This window comes from Methylobacterium sp. NMS14P (genome assembly GCF_028583545.1).
In the GTDB taxonomy this organism is placed as follows: domain Bacteria; phylum Pseudomonadota; class Alphaproteobacteria; order Rhizobiales; family Beijerinckiaceae; genus Methylobacterium.
Genome location: NZ_CP087106.1, coordinates 3,832,529 through 3,846,768, shown reverse-complemented (window position 1 = coordinate 3,846,768; position 14,240 = coordinate 3,832,529). Strand labels below are relative to the sequence as shown.

Annotated in this window: 13 protein-coding genes; 3 read left to right on the top strand and 10 right to left on the bottom strand. The window is 71.2% G+C overall.

Annotated features, from left to right (window positions below; genetic code table 11):
- Window positions 1-8 precede the first annotated feature (8 nt).
- On the bottom strand, window positions 9-641 hold the full coding sequence (locus LOK46_RS18255) for a 2OG-Fe(II) oxygenase (protein WP_273559469.1): 633 nt from the start codon (window positions 639-641) through the stop codon (window positions 9-11).
- Window positions 642-932: 291 nt separating this feature from the next.
- Between LOK46_RS18255 and LOK46_RS18250 the strand changes: the two genes are divergently transcribed.
- On the top strand, window positions 933-1,250 hold the full coding sequence (locus LOK46_RS18250; RefSeq protein WP_273559467.1) for a hypothetical protein: 318 nt from the start codon (window positions 933-935) through the stop codon (window positions 1,248-1,250).
- A gap of 157 nt (window positions 1,251-1,407) precedes the next feature.
- A complete protein-coding gene (locus LOK46_RS18245; RefSeq protein WP_273559464.1) occupies window positions 1,408-3,519 on the top strand; it encodes an ABC transporter ATP-binding protein/permease in 2,112 nt (703 codons plus the stop codon).
- Window positions 3,520-3,677: 158 nt separating this feature from the next.
- Here LOK46_RS18245 and eda read toward each other — a convergent pair whose 3' ends face one another.
- The 3 genes from eda to LOK46_RS18230 form a co-directional block, all read right to left on the bottom strand.
- A complete protein-coding gene (eda, locus tag LOK46_RS18240; RefSeq protein ID WP_273559462.1) occupies window positions 3,678-4,304 on the bottom strand; it encodes a bifunctional 4-hydroxy-2-oxoglutarate aldolase/2-dehydro-3-deoxy-phosphogluconate aldolase in 627 nt (208 codons plus the stop codon).
- 22 nt (window positions 4,305-4,326) lie between these two features.
- Complete coding sequence (gene edd / locus LOK46_RS18235) at window positions 4,327-6,153, bottom strand: phosphogluconate dehydratase (protein WP_273559460.1); 1,827 nt, start codon at window positions 6,151-6,153, stop codon at window positions 4,327-4,329.
- Window positions 6,154-6,463: 310 nt separating this feature from the next.
- Entirely contained in the window at window positions 6,464-7,585 is a 1,122-nt protein-coding gene (locus LOK46_RS18230; protein ID WP_273559458.1) for an asparaginase, read from the bottom strand.
- A gap of 170 nt (window positions 7,586-7,755) precedes the next feature.
- On the opposite strand from LOK46_RS18230, the gene LOK46_RS18225 reads away from it, so the two are divergent.
- Window positions 7,756-7,998, top strand: a complete 243-nt coding sequence (locus LOK46_RS18225) for a hypothetical protein (protein WP_273559456.1) — start codon at window positions 7,756-7,758, stop codon at window positions 7,996-7,998.
- 28 nt (window positions 7,999-8,026) lie between these two features.
- On the opposite strand, the gene LOK46_RS18220 is transcribed toward LOK46_RS18225, so the two are convergent.
- The 6 genes from LOK46_RS18220 to LOK46_RS18195 all read right to left on the bottom strand — a co-directional run bounded on the left by LOK46_RS18220 (window position 8,027) and on the right by LOK46_RS18195 (window position 14,100).
- A complete protein-coding gene (locus LOK46_RS18220) occupies window positions 8,027-9,346 on the bottom strand; it encodes an MFS transporter (protein WP_273559455.1) in 1,320 nt (439 codons plus the stop codon).
- A 148-nt stretch (window positions 9,347-9,494) separates the two neighbouring features.
- Window positions 9,495-10,895 (bottom strand): sigma-54-dependent transcriptional regulator, encoded by a 1,401-nt coding sequence (locus LOK46_RS18215; RefSeq protein WP_273559453.1) that lies wholly within the window; start codon window positions 10,893-10,895, stop codon window positions 9,495-9,497.
- Complete coding sequence (locus LOK46_RS18210) at window positions 10,880-12,343, bottom strand: sensor histidine kinase (RefSeq protein ID WP_273559451.1); 1,464 nt, start codon at window positions 12,341-12,343, stop codon at window positions 10,880-10,882. Before LOK46_RS18210 ends, LOK46_RS18215 begins: the two co-directional genes overlap by 16 nt.
- A 225-nt stretch (window positions 12,344-12,568) precedes the next feature.
- A complete protein-coding gene (locus LOK46_RS18205) occupies window positions 12,569-12,772 on the bottom strand; it encodes a hypothetical protein (protein WP_020093001.1) in 204 nt (67 codons plus the stop codon).
- 104 nt (window positions 12,773-12,876) lie between these two features.
- Window positions 12,877-13,230 carry a hypothetical protein gene (locus LOK46_RS18200; RefSeq protein ID WP_273559449.1) on the bottom strand — a complete coding sequence of 118 codons (354 nt, stop codon included), beginning with the start codon at window positions 13,228-13,230 and terminating at the stop codon, window positions 12,877-12,879.
- Between the two features lie 72 nt (window positions 13,231-13,302).
- Complete coding sequence (locus LOK46_RS18195; RefSeq protein ID WP_443192827.1) at window positions 13,303-14,100, bottom strand: YfdX family protein; 798 nt, start codon at window positions 14,098-14,100, stop codon at window positions 13,303-13,305.
- Window positions 14,101-14,240: the final 140 nt, after the last annotated feature.

Here is a 14,240-nt window from a genome sequence, read left to right as displayed (position 1 = left end):
TCGTTCGATCAGCGGCCGAAGATGCCCTTCAGGAACTGCGCCGTCCGGTTGCGCTTGCGCTTGCGCTCCAGTTCCGACGCGTCCTTGAGCCACGCCACCTGCACCACGCGCCGCTCGCCCTCGAACGGCTCGTGGCCGTGCCAGGAATTGTCCGCCCGCAGGAACGCGAACATCGTGCCCATGGTCGGCGGGACCTCCACCGCGAAGGGCTCGTAGTTGCGGCCGTCGTAGAGCACCCGCAGGCGGCCGGCCGCCGGGGCGTCCCAGGCGTCGTTCATGTAGACGAGCAGGGTGAGCACCTTCGACGGGCCGTCGGTGTGGATCGAGCCGTATTTCAGCTGGCTGCGGCGCATGATGGTGGTCAGCCGCGGGCAGGAGACGAGGTCGATGCCGAACTTCTCGCCGAGGATCTCCGAGAAGGCGTCGCTCTCCAGCTCGTCGATCAGCGCCTTGAACCGGCCCTTGAGGGCGACCTCGTCCACCGTCAGGTATCCCGGCTTGGCGATGTCCGGGAAGTCGCGCCGGATGTCGTCGATCGCGTCGGGGTTCAGGACGTTGTTGCCGAGCGTGTAGGCGTAGGGCTCGCGGGAGACGGGCGCGGCGCGCACGGCGGAGATGTCGAGGATCGAGAGAGCGGACATCGCTGGGTCCCTTGGCTCCGGCGCCGGTCGGCCGGCACGCGGGGCGCCGGAGACGCGTGCCGGGGGGCCGGTCCAGCCGTCGTGCCGGGGCCGCCCGCGCAGGCGTCCACGATCACAAATCTACAGCTGCTTTCGGCAATCCCGGAATCTCCTAATCCGCCGATTGCGGCGGTCCGACGGCGAAAGCGGCTTGGTGGCGCATTCCGGTGACAGTCTCGGACGGCCTGCTTGTGCAGGATGGCGCCAGACCCGCGGGCTTTCTTCCCGGGTGCGTACCGGAATTCGTGCCCGATGAGGCCGTTGGCCCTCGCTTTGCTGTTCGCCCACCTCGCCGCCGTCGCGGCCGGGGTCGAGGCCCGTGCGCAGACGCGGCCGCCGCGCGGCTCGATGACGGCCCGCATGACCTGCTCCGAGGCGATGGCCCTGGTGAAGAACGAGGGCGACGTGATCATCGCCGCCGGGACGGCACCGGAGCGTTTCGTCAGCAATCCCGGGCAGTGCACCGGCGCGGAGATCGCCGAGCTGCGCTTCGCCCCGACGCGCGACAACCCGCAATGCCCGATCGGCTACCATTGCCGCGAGCCCGGCTTCGAGGAGTGGAACTGGTAGCCGGCCTGCCCGCGCCACCCGCGTAAATCGCCGCACCGTCGGAACGTGACCAAAGTTTCACGCGACAGCGCCGGCATAGTGCCACTATCTGGCCATCTGCCGGGGCCAAGGCCGCCGGCGGCGTCCCGAGCGGGCGCGCACGGATGGGGGTCGACGCGTGGCAGCACTCAGGACCGGACTGGGCATCCAGGCCGTGCTCACGGCTCTGGCCGCGCTGATCCTTCTGGCGTTTCCCGGAATCCCGAGCCCGCCGCTCTACGTGTCCCTCGCCGGCTTCGCCATGGCGGGCATCCTGATCGCCTCGAACGGCATCTCCGCCTATCTCAAGGTCTTCGTCTCGGTCTACGGCGTCGGCTACCTGCTGCTCGCCGGATCGAAGACGATCGCCGCCATGGAGCTGCTGCCGCCGGTGATCGCGGCGCTGCTCCCGCCGGCCTTCGCCGCCACCGGCGCGGTGGTCTTCGCCGCCATCGTGCTCGGCATCTCGCACCTCGAGCCGATCCGCGCGATCACCAACATCGCCGACCCGTACTTCGCCAACCGCGACAAGCCGACCAAGGAGATCGGCCTGTTCCGCTGGTTCGGCACGACCGAAGGGCGGATCGGCCGCAATCTCGTGGCGCTGTCGATCTTCGTGAACTTTGCCGACGTGGCGCTGACGCTGCGGTTCAATTTCTTCTACCGCGACATGTACAATTCGCTCCAGGAATACAACGCGAGCGCGTTCTGGTACCAGCTGCTGTGGGTGTTCATCCCGCTCGCCACGCTGAACATCGCCATCGGCATGTTCGACCTGTTCGTGGATTCCTCGCTGCTGATCCGCTGGCGCACGTGGCTGACCCACAGCCTCTACGAGCGCTGGCTCGGCAACGGCACGCATTACCGGATCCCGTTCACCGACGAGGAGGCGGACAACCCGGATCAGCGTATCCAGGCCGACGTCAACAGCTTCATCGTTCAGACCACGACGCTGTCGATCCGCCTCCTCAGCCAGGCCGCGCAGCTCGTCTCGTTCATCGTGATCCTCTGGACCCTGTCGCGCGACTTCGTCGTGCCGTTCACCGACACGGTGATCCCGGGCTTCCTGGTCTGGCTGGTGATCGCCTACGCGGTGGTCGGCACGTGGCTCACCCACCTGATCGGCCGACCGCTCATCGGGCTCGACTTCCGGCAGGAGCAGGTCGAGGCGAATTTCCGCTTCGCGCTGGCGCGGAACCGCATCTACTCGGAGCAGATCGCCCTGCTGCGCGGCGAGCGCGCGGAGGCCTCGCGGCTCTCGACGCTGTTCCACAGCGTGATCGACAACTACGTCGGGATCATCTTCCGCCGCATCAAGCTGATCGCCTTCACGTTCAGCTACCGGCAGGCGAGCGTGATCTTCCCGATGGTGCTGGCCGCGCCCTCCTTCTTCGCCAAGAAGATCACGCTGGGCGCGCTCCAGCAGACCTCCCAGGCTTTCAGCCAGGTGCAGAGCTCGCTGTCGTTCTTCGTCGATTCGTACACGACGCTGGCGGCCTACAAGGCCAACACCAACCGTCTCGGCTCCTTCCGCCGGGCCATGACCAAGGCCGAGGCGCTGGAATCGGCCGGCTACGGGCTCGTCCAGGGCAACGAGAGCAGCGGCGACGTCACCGCGCGCGGCCTCGTTCTCGCCCTTCCCAACGGGAAGCCGATCGTCACCGCCGACGCGCTGACCCTGCCGCGCGGCGGCGCGACCCTGGTCACGGGTCCCTCCGGCTCGGGCAAGTCGACCCTGTTCCGGGCGATCGCGGGGATCTGGCCGTTCGGCAAGGGCCGGGTCGACGTGCCCGCCGGTCAGTCGGCCCTGCTGCTGCCGCAGCGACCCTACATCCCGCAGGGGACCCTGCGCGGCGCCGTGGTCTACCCGAATACCACCGACCAGTTCCCGGACACGGCGATCAAGGATGCCCTGACGGCCGCCCAGCTCACCCACCTCGTCGACCACCTCGACGAGACCGACACCTGGGAGCGGCGGCTGTCGGGCGGCGAGCAGCAGCGGCTGGCCATCGCCCGCGCGCTGCTGGCGAAGCCCGAATGGCTGTTCCTCGACGAGGCGACGGCCTCCCTCGACGAGCCCTCGGAGGCGGCCCTCTACCGGATGCTGCGCGAGCGGCTTCCCGGCACGACGATCGTGTCGATCGGCCACCGCTCGACGCTGGACGCCTTCCACGACCGGCGCATCGCCCTCGAGCCGGAGAGCGGCGTGTTCGTCCCGCGGGTGCAGAGGCAGCCGCTGCCGGCGGAGTGAGGGGCTGCAACAGCTCCCACCTCTCTCTGCGGGGAGGGGGCCGTGCCCTCTCCGTCATCGCGAGCGCAGCGAAGTGACCCAGGGCAGCGCGACATCCTGGAGATGTGGCGCGACCCTGGGTTGCCTCGCTTGGCTCGCAAGGACGTCGATCGTGAGGCTTACGCCGTCCGCAACCCAGCGGCGGCCCGGGCCGCCCGCTCGATCGCCGCCGGGTCGGGGGCGCCGGGCTTCACCACCCAGCTGCCGCCCACGCAGAGCACGGACGGGATCGCCAGCCAGTCGGGAGCGGTCGCCTCGGTGATCCCGCCCGTCGGGCAGAACCGCACCGCGCCGAACACCGCCGCGTGCGCCTTCAGCGCCTTGATCCCGCCCGCGGCCTCGGCCGGGAAGAACTTGAACCGGTCGAGCCCGTGGTCGAGGCCGCGCATGATGTCGGCCGCCGTGGCGACGCCGGGCAGGTAGGGCACGCCGTTGGCCTTGGCGGCGTCGGTCAGCGGCTCCGTGAGGCCCGGCGAGACGATGAACTCGGCCCCCGCCGCCAGGGCCTTCTCGAGATCGCGCGGGTTGAGGACCGTCCCGGCGCCCACCACCGCGCCCTCGACCCGGGTCATCTCCCGGATGACGTCGAGGGCGGCCGGGGTGCGCAGGGTGACCTCCAGGGCGGTCAGTCCGCCCCTCACCAGGGCCTCGGCGATGGGCCGCGCCTGGGCCGCGTCGTCGATCACCAGGACCGGAATGACGGGCACGGAGCGCATCAGCGCGTCGATGCTGGTCAGATCGTTCATGGTCGGCAACTCCCTGCTGGTTTCAGAGGCCGGCGGCGGCGAGCATCGCCGAGGCGCCACGCTCCGCCGTGTCGGCCCCGTGACGCATGAACGCGAACAGCTCCCGCCCGGTGCCCTGCGCGGGCTCCGGCGCCTCGGCCTCGGGGCGGGCCGCGAATTCCGCGTCGTCGACCAGAACCTGCAGCAGCCCATCGGCGGCGCTGAGGCGGACGATGTCACCGTCGCGGATCCGTCCGATCGGGCCGCCGCCGAGCGCCTCGGGGCTCAGGTGGATGGCGGCCGGGACCTTGCCCGACGCCCCCGACATGCGCCCGTCCGTCACCAGCGCGACCTTGTGGCCGCGATCCTGCAGCACGCCGAGCGGCGGGGTGAGCTTGTGCAGCTCGGGCATGCCGTTGGCCTTCGGGCCCTGGAACCGGACCACGACGACGACGTCCCGCTCCAGCTCGCCGGCCTTGAAGGCCTTCAGCACCTCGTCCTGGTCGGAGAAGACCCGGGCCGGGGCCTCGATGGTGCGGCGATGCTCCTCCACGGCGCTGGTCTTGAACGTCGCCCGGCCGAGATTGCCCCTCACGAGCCGCATGCCGCCGTCGGGCTGGAACGGGTTGCCGGGACGACGCAGCATCGTGTCGTCGAGGCTCTCCGGCACCGCGTCCTCGAAGACCAGCTCCTCGCCGTCCAGCTTCGGGTCGCGGGCGTGGTCGCGCAGCGACTGGCCCGCCACGGTCAGGATGTCGTCGTGCAGGAGGCCCGCGTCGAGCAGCGCCGCCATCACGAAGCTCATGCCGCCCGCGGCGTGGAAATGGTTCACGTCGCCGGCGCCGTTCGGGTAGACGCGGGCGATCAGCGGCACGGCGCTGGAGAGGCGGTCGATGTCCTCCCAGTCGATGACGATGCCGGCCGCGCGCGCGATGGCCGGCAGGTGGATCGCGTGGTTGGTCGATCCGCCCGTGGCGAGCAGGCCGACCGCGGCGTTCACGATCGCCTTCTCGTCGACGCAGAGGCCGAGGGGCCGGTAATCGTTGCCGGCGCCGCCGATCTCGGTGAGCCGGTGGATCGCCGCCCGGGTCACGGCTTGGCGCAGCTTCGTGCCGGGATTGATGAAGGACGCGCCCGGCATGTGCAGGCCCATCATGTCCATCATCATCTGGTTCGAGTTCGCGGTGCCGTAGAACGTGCAGGTCCCGGCCGCGTGGTAGGAGGCCGACTCGGATTCGAGCAGCTCCGCCCGGCCGACCTTGCCCTCGGCGTAGAGCTGGCGGATCCGCTGCTTCTCCTTGTTGGCGAGGCCGGAGGGCATCGGGCCGGCCGGGATCAGGATCGTCGGCAGGTGGCCGAAGCGGAGCGCCCCGATCAGCAGGCCCGGCACGATCTTGTCGCAGATGCCGAGCAGCGCCGCGCCGTCGAACATGCCGTGGCTCAGCGCGACCGCGGTGGAGAGCGCGATCGTGTCCCGGGAGAACAGCGACAGCTCCATGCCGCTCTGGCCCTGGGTGACGCCGTCGCACATGGCCGGCGTGCCGCCCGCGACCTGCGCGGTGGCGCCGCGCTCCCGGGCGAACAGCTTGATCTGCTCCGGGTAGCGCCCGTAGGGCTGATGGGCCGAGAGCATGTCGTTGTAGGCGGTGACGATGCCGACGTTCATCACCGTCCGCTCGTCGCGGATCGCCGCCTTGTCCTCGCCGGACGCCGCGAAGCCGTGGGCGAGGTTGCCGCAGGCGAGCTTGCCGCGCCGGACCCCCGCCTCGCGCTCGCGGGCGATCAGGTCGAGATAGGCGCGCCGGGTCTCGCGGGAGCGCGCCACGACGCGCTCGGTGACCGCCGCGACCTCGGGATGAAGCTCGGTCATGCTCGTTCCTCCAGGCTCGGTGCCGACGGGCGCAGGGCCGATGCCGCGATTCGGGATCGGCCGCGCGGCCGCGTCGGTGGCCGGTATCTAAGGGGTGCGCCGCGGGATGTAACCCGGGACGGGCGCCGGCGACGCCGCGAGGTCCGCCCGCCGCGTCGTCGCGAGCGGAGCGAAGTGACCCAGGGCAGCGCGACCCTGGATTGCCTCGCCGCGCTCGCCAAGACGGTGACCGCACGCCTCTGCCCGGACGCCCGACGTCGGCACGCCTCAGGACGGGGTCGACCCTCGGAGGCCCGGCCCGTCCCCGGACTCAGTACTCCCAGAAGATGCGCTGCAGCTCCTTGGTGTCGCTGGTCTTGGTGAGCGCCACGGCGGCCAGGATCTTGGCCTTGGCGGGGTTGAGGTCGTGGGCGACCACCCAGTCGTACTTGTCGTCGGGCTGCTCGGCGTTGCGCAGGACGAAGCCGTCCGGCACCCGCGACGAGCGGATCACGACGGCGCCCTTGGACCGGATGTCCTTGAGCTTGTCGACGAGGTAGCCCGGCACCGAGCCGTTGCCGGTGCCGGCGTTGACGATCGCCTTGGCGCCGGCCTGGAGCTCGGCGTCGTAGACGCCCGGGATCATGTTGCCCGAGCCGTAGACGATGCCGACCAGCGGCAGGCTGTCGATCTGGTCGATGTCGAACTCGGAGCTCATGTTGTGCCGCTTCGTCAGCGAGCGGAAGAAGTAGGTCTTGCCCTCGACCACCATGCCGAGCGGGCCCCACTGGCTGTAGAAGGCGCTGGGCACGATGTTGGTCCGCTTGTTCACGTCGCGGCCGCACTGGATGTAGTCGTTCATCGTCACGGTGACGCCCTGGCCGATCGCCTCCTTGCTGGCGGCGACCGTGACGGCGTCGAGCAGGTTGAGGGCGCCGTCGGCCGAGATCGCCGTGCCCGGCCGCATCGAGCCGACCACCACGATCGGCTTGTCGCTCTTCACCACGAGGTCGAGGAAGAACGCGGTCTCCTCGAGGGTGTCGGTCCCGTGCGTGACGACGACGCCGTCGACGTCGTCCTGCTTCAGGAGCTGCGACACGCGCTTGCCGAGCTGGACGAGCTGCGCGTCGGTGAAGCTCTCGGAGGCGATCTGGAAGACCTGCTCGCCGCGGACGTTCGCGATGGTGTTCACCTGCGGCACGGCGGCGATCAGCTTGTCGACCGGCACCTTGGCGGCCGTGTAGGTGGCACTGTTGGCGGCATCGGCGCCGGCGCCGGCGATCGTGCCGCCGGTGGCGAGGATCACCACGTTCGGCTTCTTCACCGCGGCGGCGGTGCCGGCCTCGGGCATCTCGCGGGCCACGAGGGGCGCCGCCCCGAATCCGCTGGCCAGGGCCAGGGCGAAGACCGCTCCGCGCAGGGGAAGAGCCGCGCCGCTTCGGCAGGAGAACATCGGAGATCCTCGACGGTTGACGGGAGAGCGAGCGGGACTCGCCGCGGGGATGGTAGCCGCGCCTCGGCCCGAGGCAAGGATCATGCAGGGCGCCGACGTGCAGGGCGCGACGGATCGTTACGCAAGCTCGGGCGTTAGTCGGGGTTGCTGTCCGCTCGGAGGTAGACCCCATGCTGCATCTCGCCGGCCTGCTCGAGGAACTCGAGCGGAGCGAGCCCGCGCGGGCCGCGATGTCGATCCTCGAGAAATCCCTCGCGCGCCGCTCGATGGAGGAGCAGGGGGCGTTCTGGCGCGCCGTCGACATCTACTACGTCTCGCGCAAGGCCCCGCCGGAGGCGACCGTGCCGCCCCAACTCGGGTCAGGCGAAGTCGTGCCGAGCCAGGCCGCGCCGGAGCTGGCTGCCGCGTCCTGAGCCCGACCTCCGGATCCGATCGCGGCGCTCAGGCGCTCGCCGGAACGGCCGGCGGCATGCCGGCGCCGCTCTCGGGCTCGCTGCCCGCGCGCACCGCGTCGCGGGTCTCGGGCATCAGCGCGAAGTAGAGGACGAAGCCGAGCGCCGCGATGGCCGCCAGCGCCAGGAAGGCGGTGGAGTAACCCGCCGACACGATGATCACGCCGGCGAGGGTCGCGCTCAGGGAGGCGCCGATCCCCTGGGCCGTCGCCACGGCACCCTGCGCCGCGTTGAACCGACCGCCGCCGCGGGTCAGGTCGGCGACGACGATCGGGAACAGCGCGCCGTAGACGCCGGCGCCGATCCCGTCGAGGAGCTGGACGCCCACCAGCCAGAACGGGTTGTCCGACAGCGTGTAGAGGACGCCGCGCAGCGCCAGGATGCCGAAGGCGGTGAGGAAGATCGGCTTGCGGCCGATCACGTCGGCCTTCGCGCCCACGAAGATCGCCACCGGCACCATCACGCACTGCGCCGCCACGATGCAGACCGCGATCAGCGAGGTCGCGTGGTCCTTGCCCGAGATGTGCGTCAGGAGCTGGCCCACCGAGGTCAGCATCGCCGCGTTGGCGAGGTGGAAGATCGCGCAGAGCACCGCGAAGATCAGGAGCGCCCGGTTCTGCAGCAGGGTGGCGAGGCCGGAGGGCTTCTCATGCGCCTGCTCCTCCGCCTCGGTCATGCCCCGGGCGAGGTCGTTGTCGATGGCGTCGGCCGGCACCAGCAGCATGGCGCCGATCGACAGCGCCGCCAGGATGCCCATCAGCCAGAACACCACGACCGGCCCGAAGAAGTAGGCGAGCCCGCCCGCGAGAGCGGCGGAGACCGCGTTGCCGGCGTGGTTGAAGCCCTCGTTGCGGCCGATCCGCTTGGCGAACATCTTCGGCCCGACGAGGCCCAGCGTGATCGCGGCGAGCGCCGGCGGGAAGATCGTCCCGGCGACGTGGGCGATCGATTGCGTGGCGGTGACGAGGTAGAAGTTCGTGATGAACGGCAGGACGAGGCAGCTGGCCGTCACCGCGATCGCGCCGCCGATGACCACCGCGCGCTTGTGGTTGGTGGCGTCGATCAGCGCGCCGGCGGGCGTCTGCGCCACGAGGCCGAGGATGCCCGCGATGGTCATCACGAGGCCGGTGGTGGCCTCGTTCCAGCCCTGGTCCGGGCCGCGCACGGCGATCAGGTAGATGGCGAGGTAGGGGCCGAGGCCGTCGCGCACGTCGGCCAGGAAGAAGTTGAGCGCGTCGAGGCCGCGCAGGGCCTTGGCCGAGGGCGTCCGGCTGCCGGCGCCGCGGGCGCCCGTCTCGATCCTGTTCATCCTGCCGCGATCCCCCGACCGACGGACGGCGCGGCCCCGATCCGGGCCGCACCGTCGCACGCGGGGCTCGACGCCCGCGCGCGCCATCGGTTCCCGCGCCGCCGGGACCTCACGCCGGATGTGAACGATTCTCCGGCCGGTGCAGTCGTCAGGCCGGGTCGGTGCCCGCCGAAGCGTCGGGATTTCCGACAGCATCTGTCGTCTCTTCCGACAGATCGGTCCCCGGCGCGGCGAGGCCGTAGCGCTCGATCTTGGCGTAGAGCAGCTGCCGCTGGATGCCGAGCCGGCGGGCCGCCCGGGCGCGGTTGCCGTCGGCCTCGCGGAGCGCGGCGGCGATCATGGTCCGCTCCAGGCGGGCCACGGCCCCGGGCAGGTCGCCGGCGAGCCAGTCGGCCAACGCGTCGTCGCCGCGCCGCTCGGGCCGCGCGGCGGGCAGATCGATGGCCTCGGCGGCGATCGTGCCGCCGCGCACCAGCACGGCGGCCCGCTCCACGACGTTGCGCAGCTCGCGGACGTTGCCGGGCCACTCGTAGGCGAGCAGGCGCGAGGCGGCGCCGCCGCTCAGGCGCTTGCCGGAGGGAACCAGGAAGTGCTCGGCGAGCGGCACGATGTCGGCCAGGCGCTCGCGCAGGGGCGGCAGGGCGATCGGCACGACGTTCAGCCGGTAGTACAGGTCGGCGCGGAACCCGCCCTCGGCGACGAGCGCCGGCAGGTCGCGGTGCGTCGCCGCCACGAGGCGGACGTCGACCCTGGCGGACCGGCCCCCCAGCGGGGTCACGACGCAGTCCTGGATCACCCGCAGGATCTTGGCCTGCATCGCCGCCGGCATGTCGCCGATCTCGTCCAGGAACAGGGTGCCGCCCTCGGCCTCGTGGAAGGCGCCGGCGCGGTCGGAGGTCGCCCCCGCGAAGGCGCCCCGGACATGGCCGAAGAGCTCGCTCTCCAGGGCCTCGGCGGGGATCGCCGCGCAGTTCACCGGGACGAACGGCCGCGCGCGGCGCCGCGAGAAGGCGTGCAGGGCCCGGGCGACCTCCTCCTTGCCGGTGCCGGTCTCACCCTGGATCAGGATCGTGGACGCGCTGTCGGCGACGAGGCCGATGGTCTTCTGGACCTTGCGCATGCCCGCGCTCGACCCGATCAGGACGGGATGGCCCGGCGGCGGGGCGGCGCTGCCGGGATCGGAGCGCGCGTCGCGCAGCATCGCGTCGAGGACGGCGGCGAGGTCGGCCCGGCCGATCGGCTTCGTCAGGTGGTCGTGCGCCCCGAGGCGCATCGCCTCGATGGTGTTGGCCGGGCTCGCGAAGGCCGTCAGCACCGTCACGGGGGGCGGCTCCGGCAGGGCGCGGATCCGCTCTAGCGTGGCCATGCCGTCGAGGGCGCCGGGCATGCGCAGGTCGAGGAGCACCGCAGCGACCGGACCCTCGCCCAGCCGCGCCAGCGCCTCCGAGCCGGAGGCGACCGGGAGCGCGGTGTGCCCGAGGTCGGTCACCGTCTCGGCGAGCCCGTCGCGCAGGGCTCTGTCGTCGTCGACGATCAGGATGGTTGCCATGGCAGATCCAGGACGAAGGTGGTCTCCGGCGCGCCCTCGACCAGTCTCGCCTCGCCCCGATGCGCCCGGGCGATCTCGCGCACGATCGCGAGCCCGAGGCCGGTCCCGTCGGGCCGGCCGGTGACGAAGGGCTCGAACAGGCTGGCGCGGATCGCCGGATCGACCCCGGCACCGGTGTCGGCGACGCTGAGGCGCAGCCGCAGCGCGCCGTCGACGGTCACCCGCTCGGCACCGAGGCGGATCCGGCCGCCCGGCGGCGCGTGCTGCAGGGCGTTCAGCAGCAGGTTGTCGACGGCCCGGGCGATCTGCGCCCGGTCGAGATGCGGATGGTCCGCGGCGGGCAGCCCGTCGGCGGCGACCGCGATCCGGACCGACCGCGCGCTCGCCAGGTCCTCGTGCAGGTGCGCGCACTCGGTCAGGAGCGGCGCCACCGGCGCGGGCATCCGGTTGAGCGGCCGCGCCTGCGTCAGGTTGAGGAGGTCGCGCAGCAGCGTGTCGACCCGGGCGATCTGGCCGAGCACCGCCTCGAGGGCGGCGGCGGCGCGGTGCGGATCGCCGCTGACCAGGGCGTTCTCGGCCTTCAGCCGCATCGCCGCGATGGGGTTGCGGATCTCGTGGGCGATGCTCGCCGCCAGCCGGCCGACGGCGGCCAGGCGCTCGGTCGCCACGATGCGCGCCTGCGCCTCCCGCAGCCGCCCGCCGGCGGCGTTGAGGGCGTCCACCAGCCGGTCGAGCTCGCGCTCGCCGGTGCGGTCGAGATGGGGCAGGTCCTGGCCGTCCGGGCGCGGCGCGGCGAGCGCGGCCTCCAGCCGGGCGATCCGCCCGGAGAACCCGTACAGGAACCAGCTCAGGAACGCGGCCGATCCGAGCACCGTGGCGGCGAGGAAGCCGAGGCCCGCGAGGAAGCGCGTGTAGGTCGGGCCGTCGTTGACGTGCGCGCGCGTCATCGACCACGCGGTCAGGCCGGCCTCCGGCCCGTGCAGGGGGCAGGCCTGGAGCATCAGGACCTGGGTCCGGCTCGGCCGCCGCTCCGAGACCGCGTGGTCGACCCGCAGCGCCTGCGCGTTCAGCGCCGCGATGGCGTCGCGCTCGGCCGCCGGAAAGTCGGTCTTCGGCCCGGATCCCTCGTAGGTCGGATAGGCGTAGGCCACCGACCCGCGCGCGGCGCTCCAGATTCCGCCCTCGAGGCCCGGGAAGCGCGCCAGCGCGGTCGACAGGGTGCCGACGAGGTCGGCCTCCCCGACGCCCTTGCCCCGCGCGCGCACGAGGGCGGCGTACCGGTCGATGATCTCGCGGCAGGCCCGCCCGACCGCGAGATCGGCCTGCGCCACCTGGACGCCCGTCGACTGGTCGTAGACGCCGAGCATCAGGTAGGCGGTGGCGGCCGCGGAGGCGACCAGCAGGACCCAGAGCGCGAGCAGCCGGGCGCGCAGGCTGTAGGCCGTCACGGCGATGTCCGACCCGGCATGGCGCTGGCTCCTGCGGCGGCGCGCGCCCGGACCCCGTTCCTAAGCCATTGCCCGGTCCCCGACCACGCGAAGACTGCGCGGGTCCCACGGTGACGGGGCGACGCGCGCGAACGGTCCCGGGCCGGGCCCGGGACCGCTGGGAGAGGGGCGCTGCGTCCGGCACCCCTCTCGGATGAACTATCGATCAGTCGTCGGCGCGCGCGCTCACTTGCGGTTCGTGATGAGGCTGTCGACGTTCTTGTTGGCTTCCTTATTCTCCTTCCGCTGCATCACCACTTCGTGCTTGGTGTCCTTCATCGACATCTCGTCGCGCTTGCCCTGCGGCATCTCCTTCGGGGCTGCCAGGGCCGGCGTCACCGACCAGAGACAGGCCAGGCAAAGAGCAGCGCGCGCCGTAGTCTTGAACATGATGCCTCCTCCACTTGATCGACATTGCAGGACGTCTCGGCGATGCCGCCGGTTCCTCATGCGCGGATCACGGACGTGCGATCCGTCGCGCGGATAGTCTCATCTCAGGGCTGGCCCGACGGGTTGATCGGCAGGGCGTCGCTTCCGAGCTGCACGCAGGTCAGCATCGCCACGTAGGACGGGGCGCCGCCGATCTGGCTCTCCGTCGCGCAGGTCCGGCGCTCCGCCACGTCGAACGTCGCCCAGCGCTTGATCAGGGTGCGCCGCGCGGCGGCCTCGTCGGACAGGCAACCGCGGTAGCTCGCCCGGTCGACGGCGGTGGATCCCGCCCGGTGCTCCGGCGCGCAGATCGCCCGGATGTTGAAGTCCGGAACCCCCACCGTCCGGGCGGAGGCCGCCAGGGTCCCGCCGAGGAGCAGTTCGAGTCCCAGGATGGTCGAGATCCAGAATCGCCGCACGCGACCCTCCCTCCTGTGCGCCGACCGGGCCGCGCCCGAGATCCGTCAGGCGCGGCCGTCGTCAGCGGTCGGTCACTTGCCGGTCTTGGCACCCGCCGTCGTGCCGGTCGCCTGCGGCGCGCCCTTGTCGGCCGTGGCGGCGGTCGCCTTCTGGGGCACCGCGACCGCATCGATCACGTCGAAGCGCATGTTGTCCTGGGCCGACTTCAGGGCGGCGTTGGCCTCGTAATACTTGCCCTGATTGATCAGCGTCGCCGCCTGATCGACGTCGGTGATGGTCTTGTTCAGGGGCAGGACCGCCATGGTGAAATTGACGTCGACGTGGGCGAGCTTGAGCTTCTCCAGGGCACCCTTCTGGTCGCCCTGAGCGAGATTCTTGTTCGCCTCGGTGACCGCGGAAGCCTTGGCGGGCGTGGCCACGAAGTCGTCGCCGAGGGTCAGCTGCGCGTCGACCGGAACCCAGGCCACCTGCTCCTTGGAGGCCGTCTTGGTATCGGCCCTGGTGTCGGCCTTGTCGCTCGGCGCATTCGCCTTGTGGGCGGCCATGTCGGCCGGGGACTTGAAGTCGGCCTCGGCCTTGGTGAAGACCGCGTCGTCGGTCTTGGCCTTGGCGAAGGCGGCCTGCGTCTTGGCGATCATGTCCTTGGCCTGGCCGGGATTGGCCTCGAAGATCGCGAGGCGGGTGAGCTGAAGATCTCTGAAGCCCTGTGCGCCGTCCTTCGAGAGCTTGCCGACATCCTTGTCGACCGCCGCCTGGCTCGCGCTGATCTGCGTGCCGTTGGTCTGGACGGCCTGCTCCGCCGCGTAGGCAGTTCCACCGAGGATTGTGGTGAGCACGAGAGCCGCAGCCATAGATTTGCGATAGGACATAACAATATCTCCCTCTAGTGCCGGAGATGAGGCCTTCATCTGCATTGGCCTCATTCATTACGTGTTCAGATAATAGATCAGCCATCATTTGGTCGCATGACCGAAGGATTAAAAAACGGCAATGCGGCGGGCGGCGGCAC

Bases quoted from the DNA above. Each gene is read 5' to 3' on its own strand.
- LOK46_RS18255 (WP_273559469.1), bottom strand. From the start codon at position 641: ATGTCCGCTCTCTCGATCCTCGACATCTCCGCCGTGCGCGCCGCGCCC.
- LOK46_RS18250 (WP_273559467.1), top strand. From the start codon at position 933: ATGAGGCCGTTGGCCCTCGCTTTGCTGTTCGCCCACCTCGCCGCCGTC.
- eda (WP_273559462.1), bottom strand. From the start codon at position 4,304: ATGAACGATCTGACCAGCATCGACGCGCTGATGCGCTCCGTGCCCGTC.
- edd (WP_273559460.1), bottom strand. From the start codon at position 6,153: ATGACCGAGCTTCATCCCGAGGTCGCGGCGGTCACCGAGCGCGTCGTG.
- LOK46_RS18230 (WP_273559458.1), bottom strand. From the start codon at position 7,585: ATGTTCTCCTGCCGAAGCGGCGCGGCTCTTCCCCTGCGCGGAGCGGTC.
- LOK46_RS18225 (WP_273559456.1), top strand. From the start codon at position 7,756: ATGCTGCATCTCGCCGGCCTGCTCGAGGAACTCGAGCGGAGCGAGCCC.
- LOK46_RS18220 (WP_273559455.1), bottom strand. From the start codon at position 9,346: ATGAACAGGATCGAGACGGGCGCCCGCGGCGCCGGCAGCCGGACGCCC.
- LOK46_RS18215 (WP_273559453.1), bottom strand. From the start codon at position 10,895: ATGGCAACCATCCTGATCGTCGACGACGACAGAGCCCTGCGCGACGGG.
- LOK46_RS18205 (WP_020093001.1), bottom strand. From the start codon at position 12,772: ATGTTCAAGACTACGGCGCGCGCTGCTCTTTGCCTGGCCTGTCTCTGG.
- LOK46_RS18195 (WP_443192827.1), bottom strand. From the start codon at position 14,100: ATGTCCTATCGCAAATCTATGGCTGCGGCTCTCGTGCTCACCACAATC.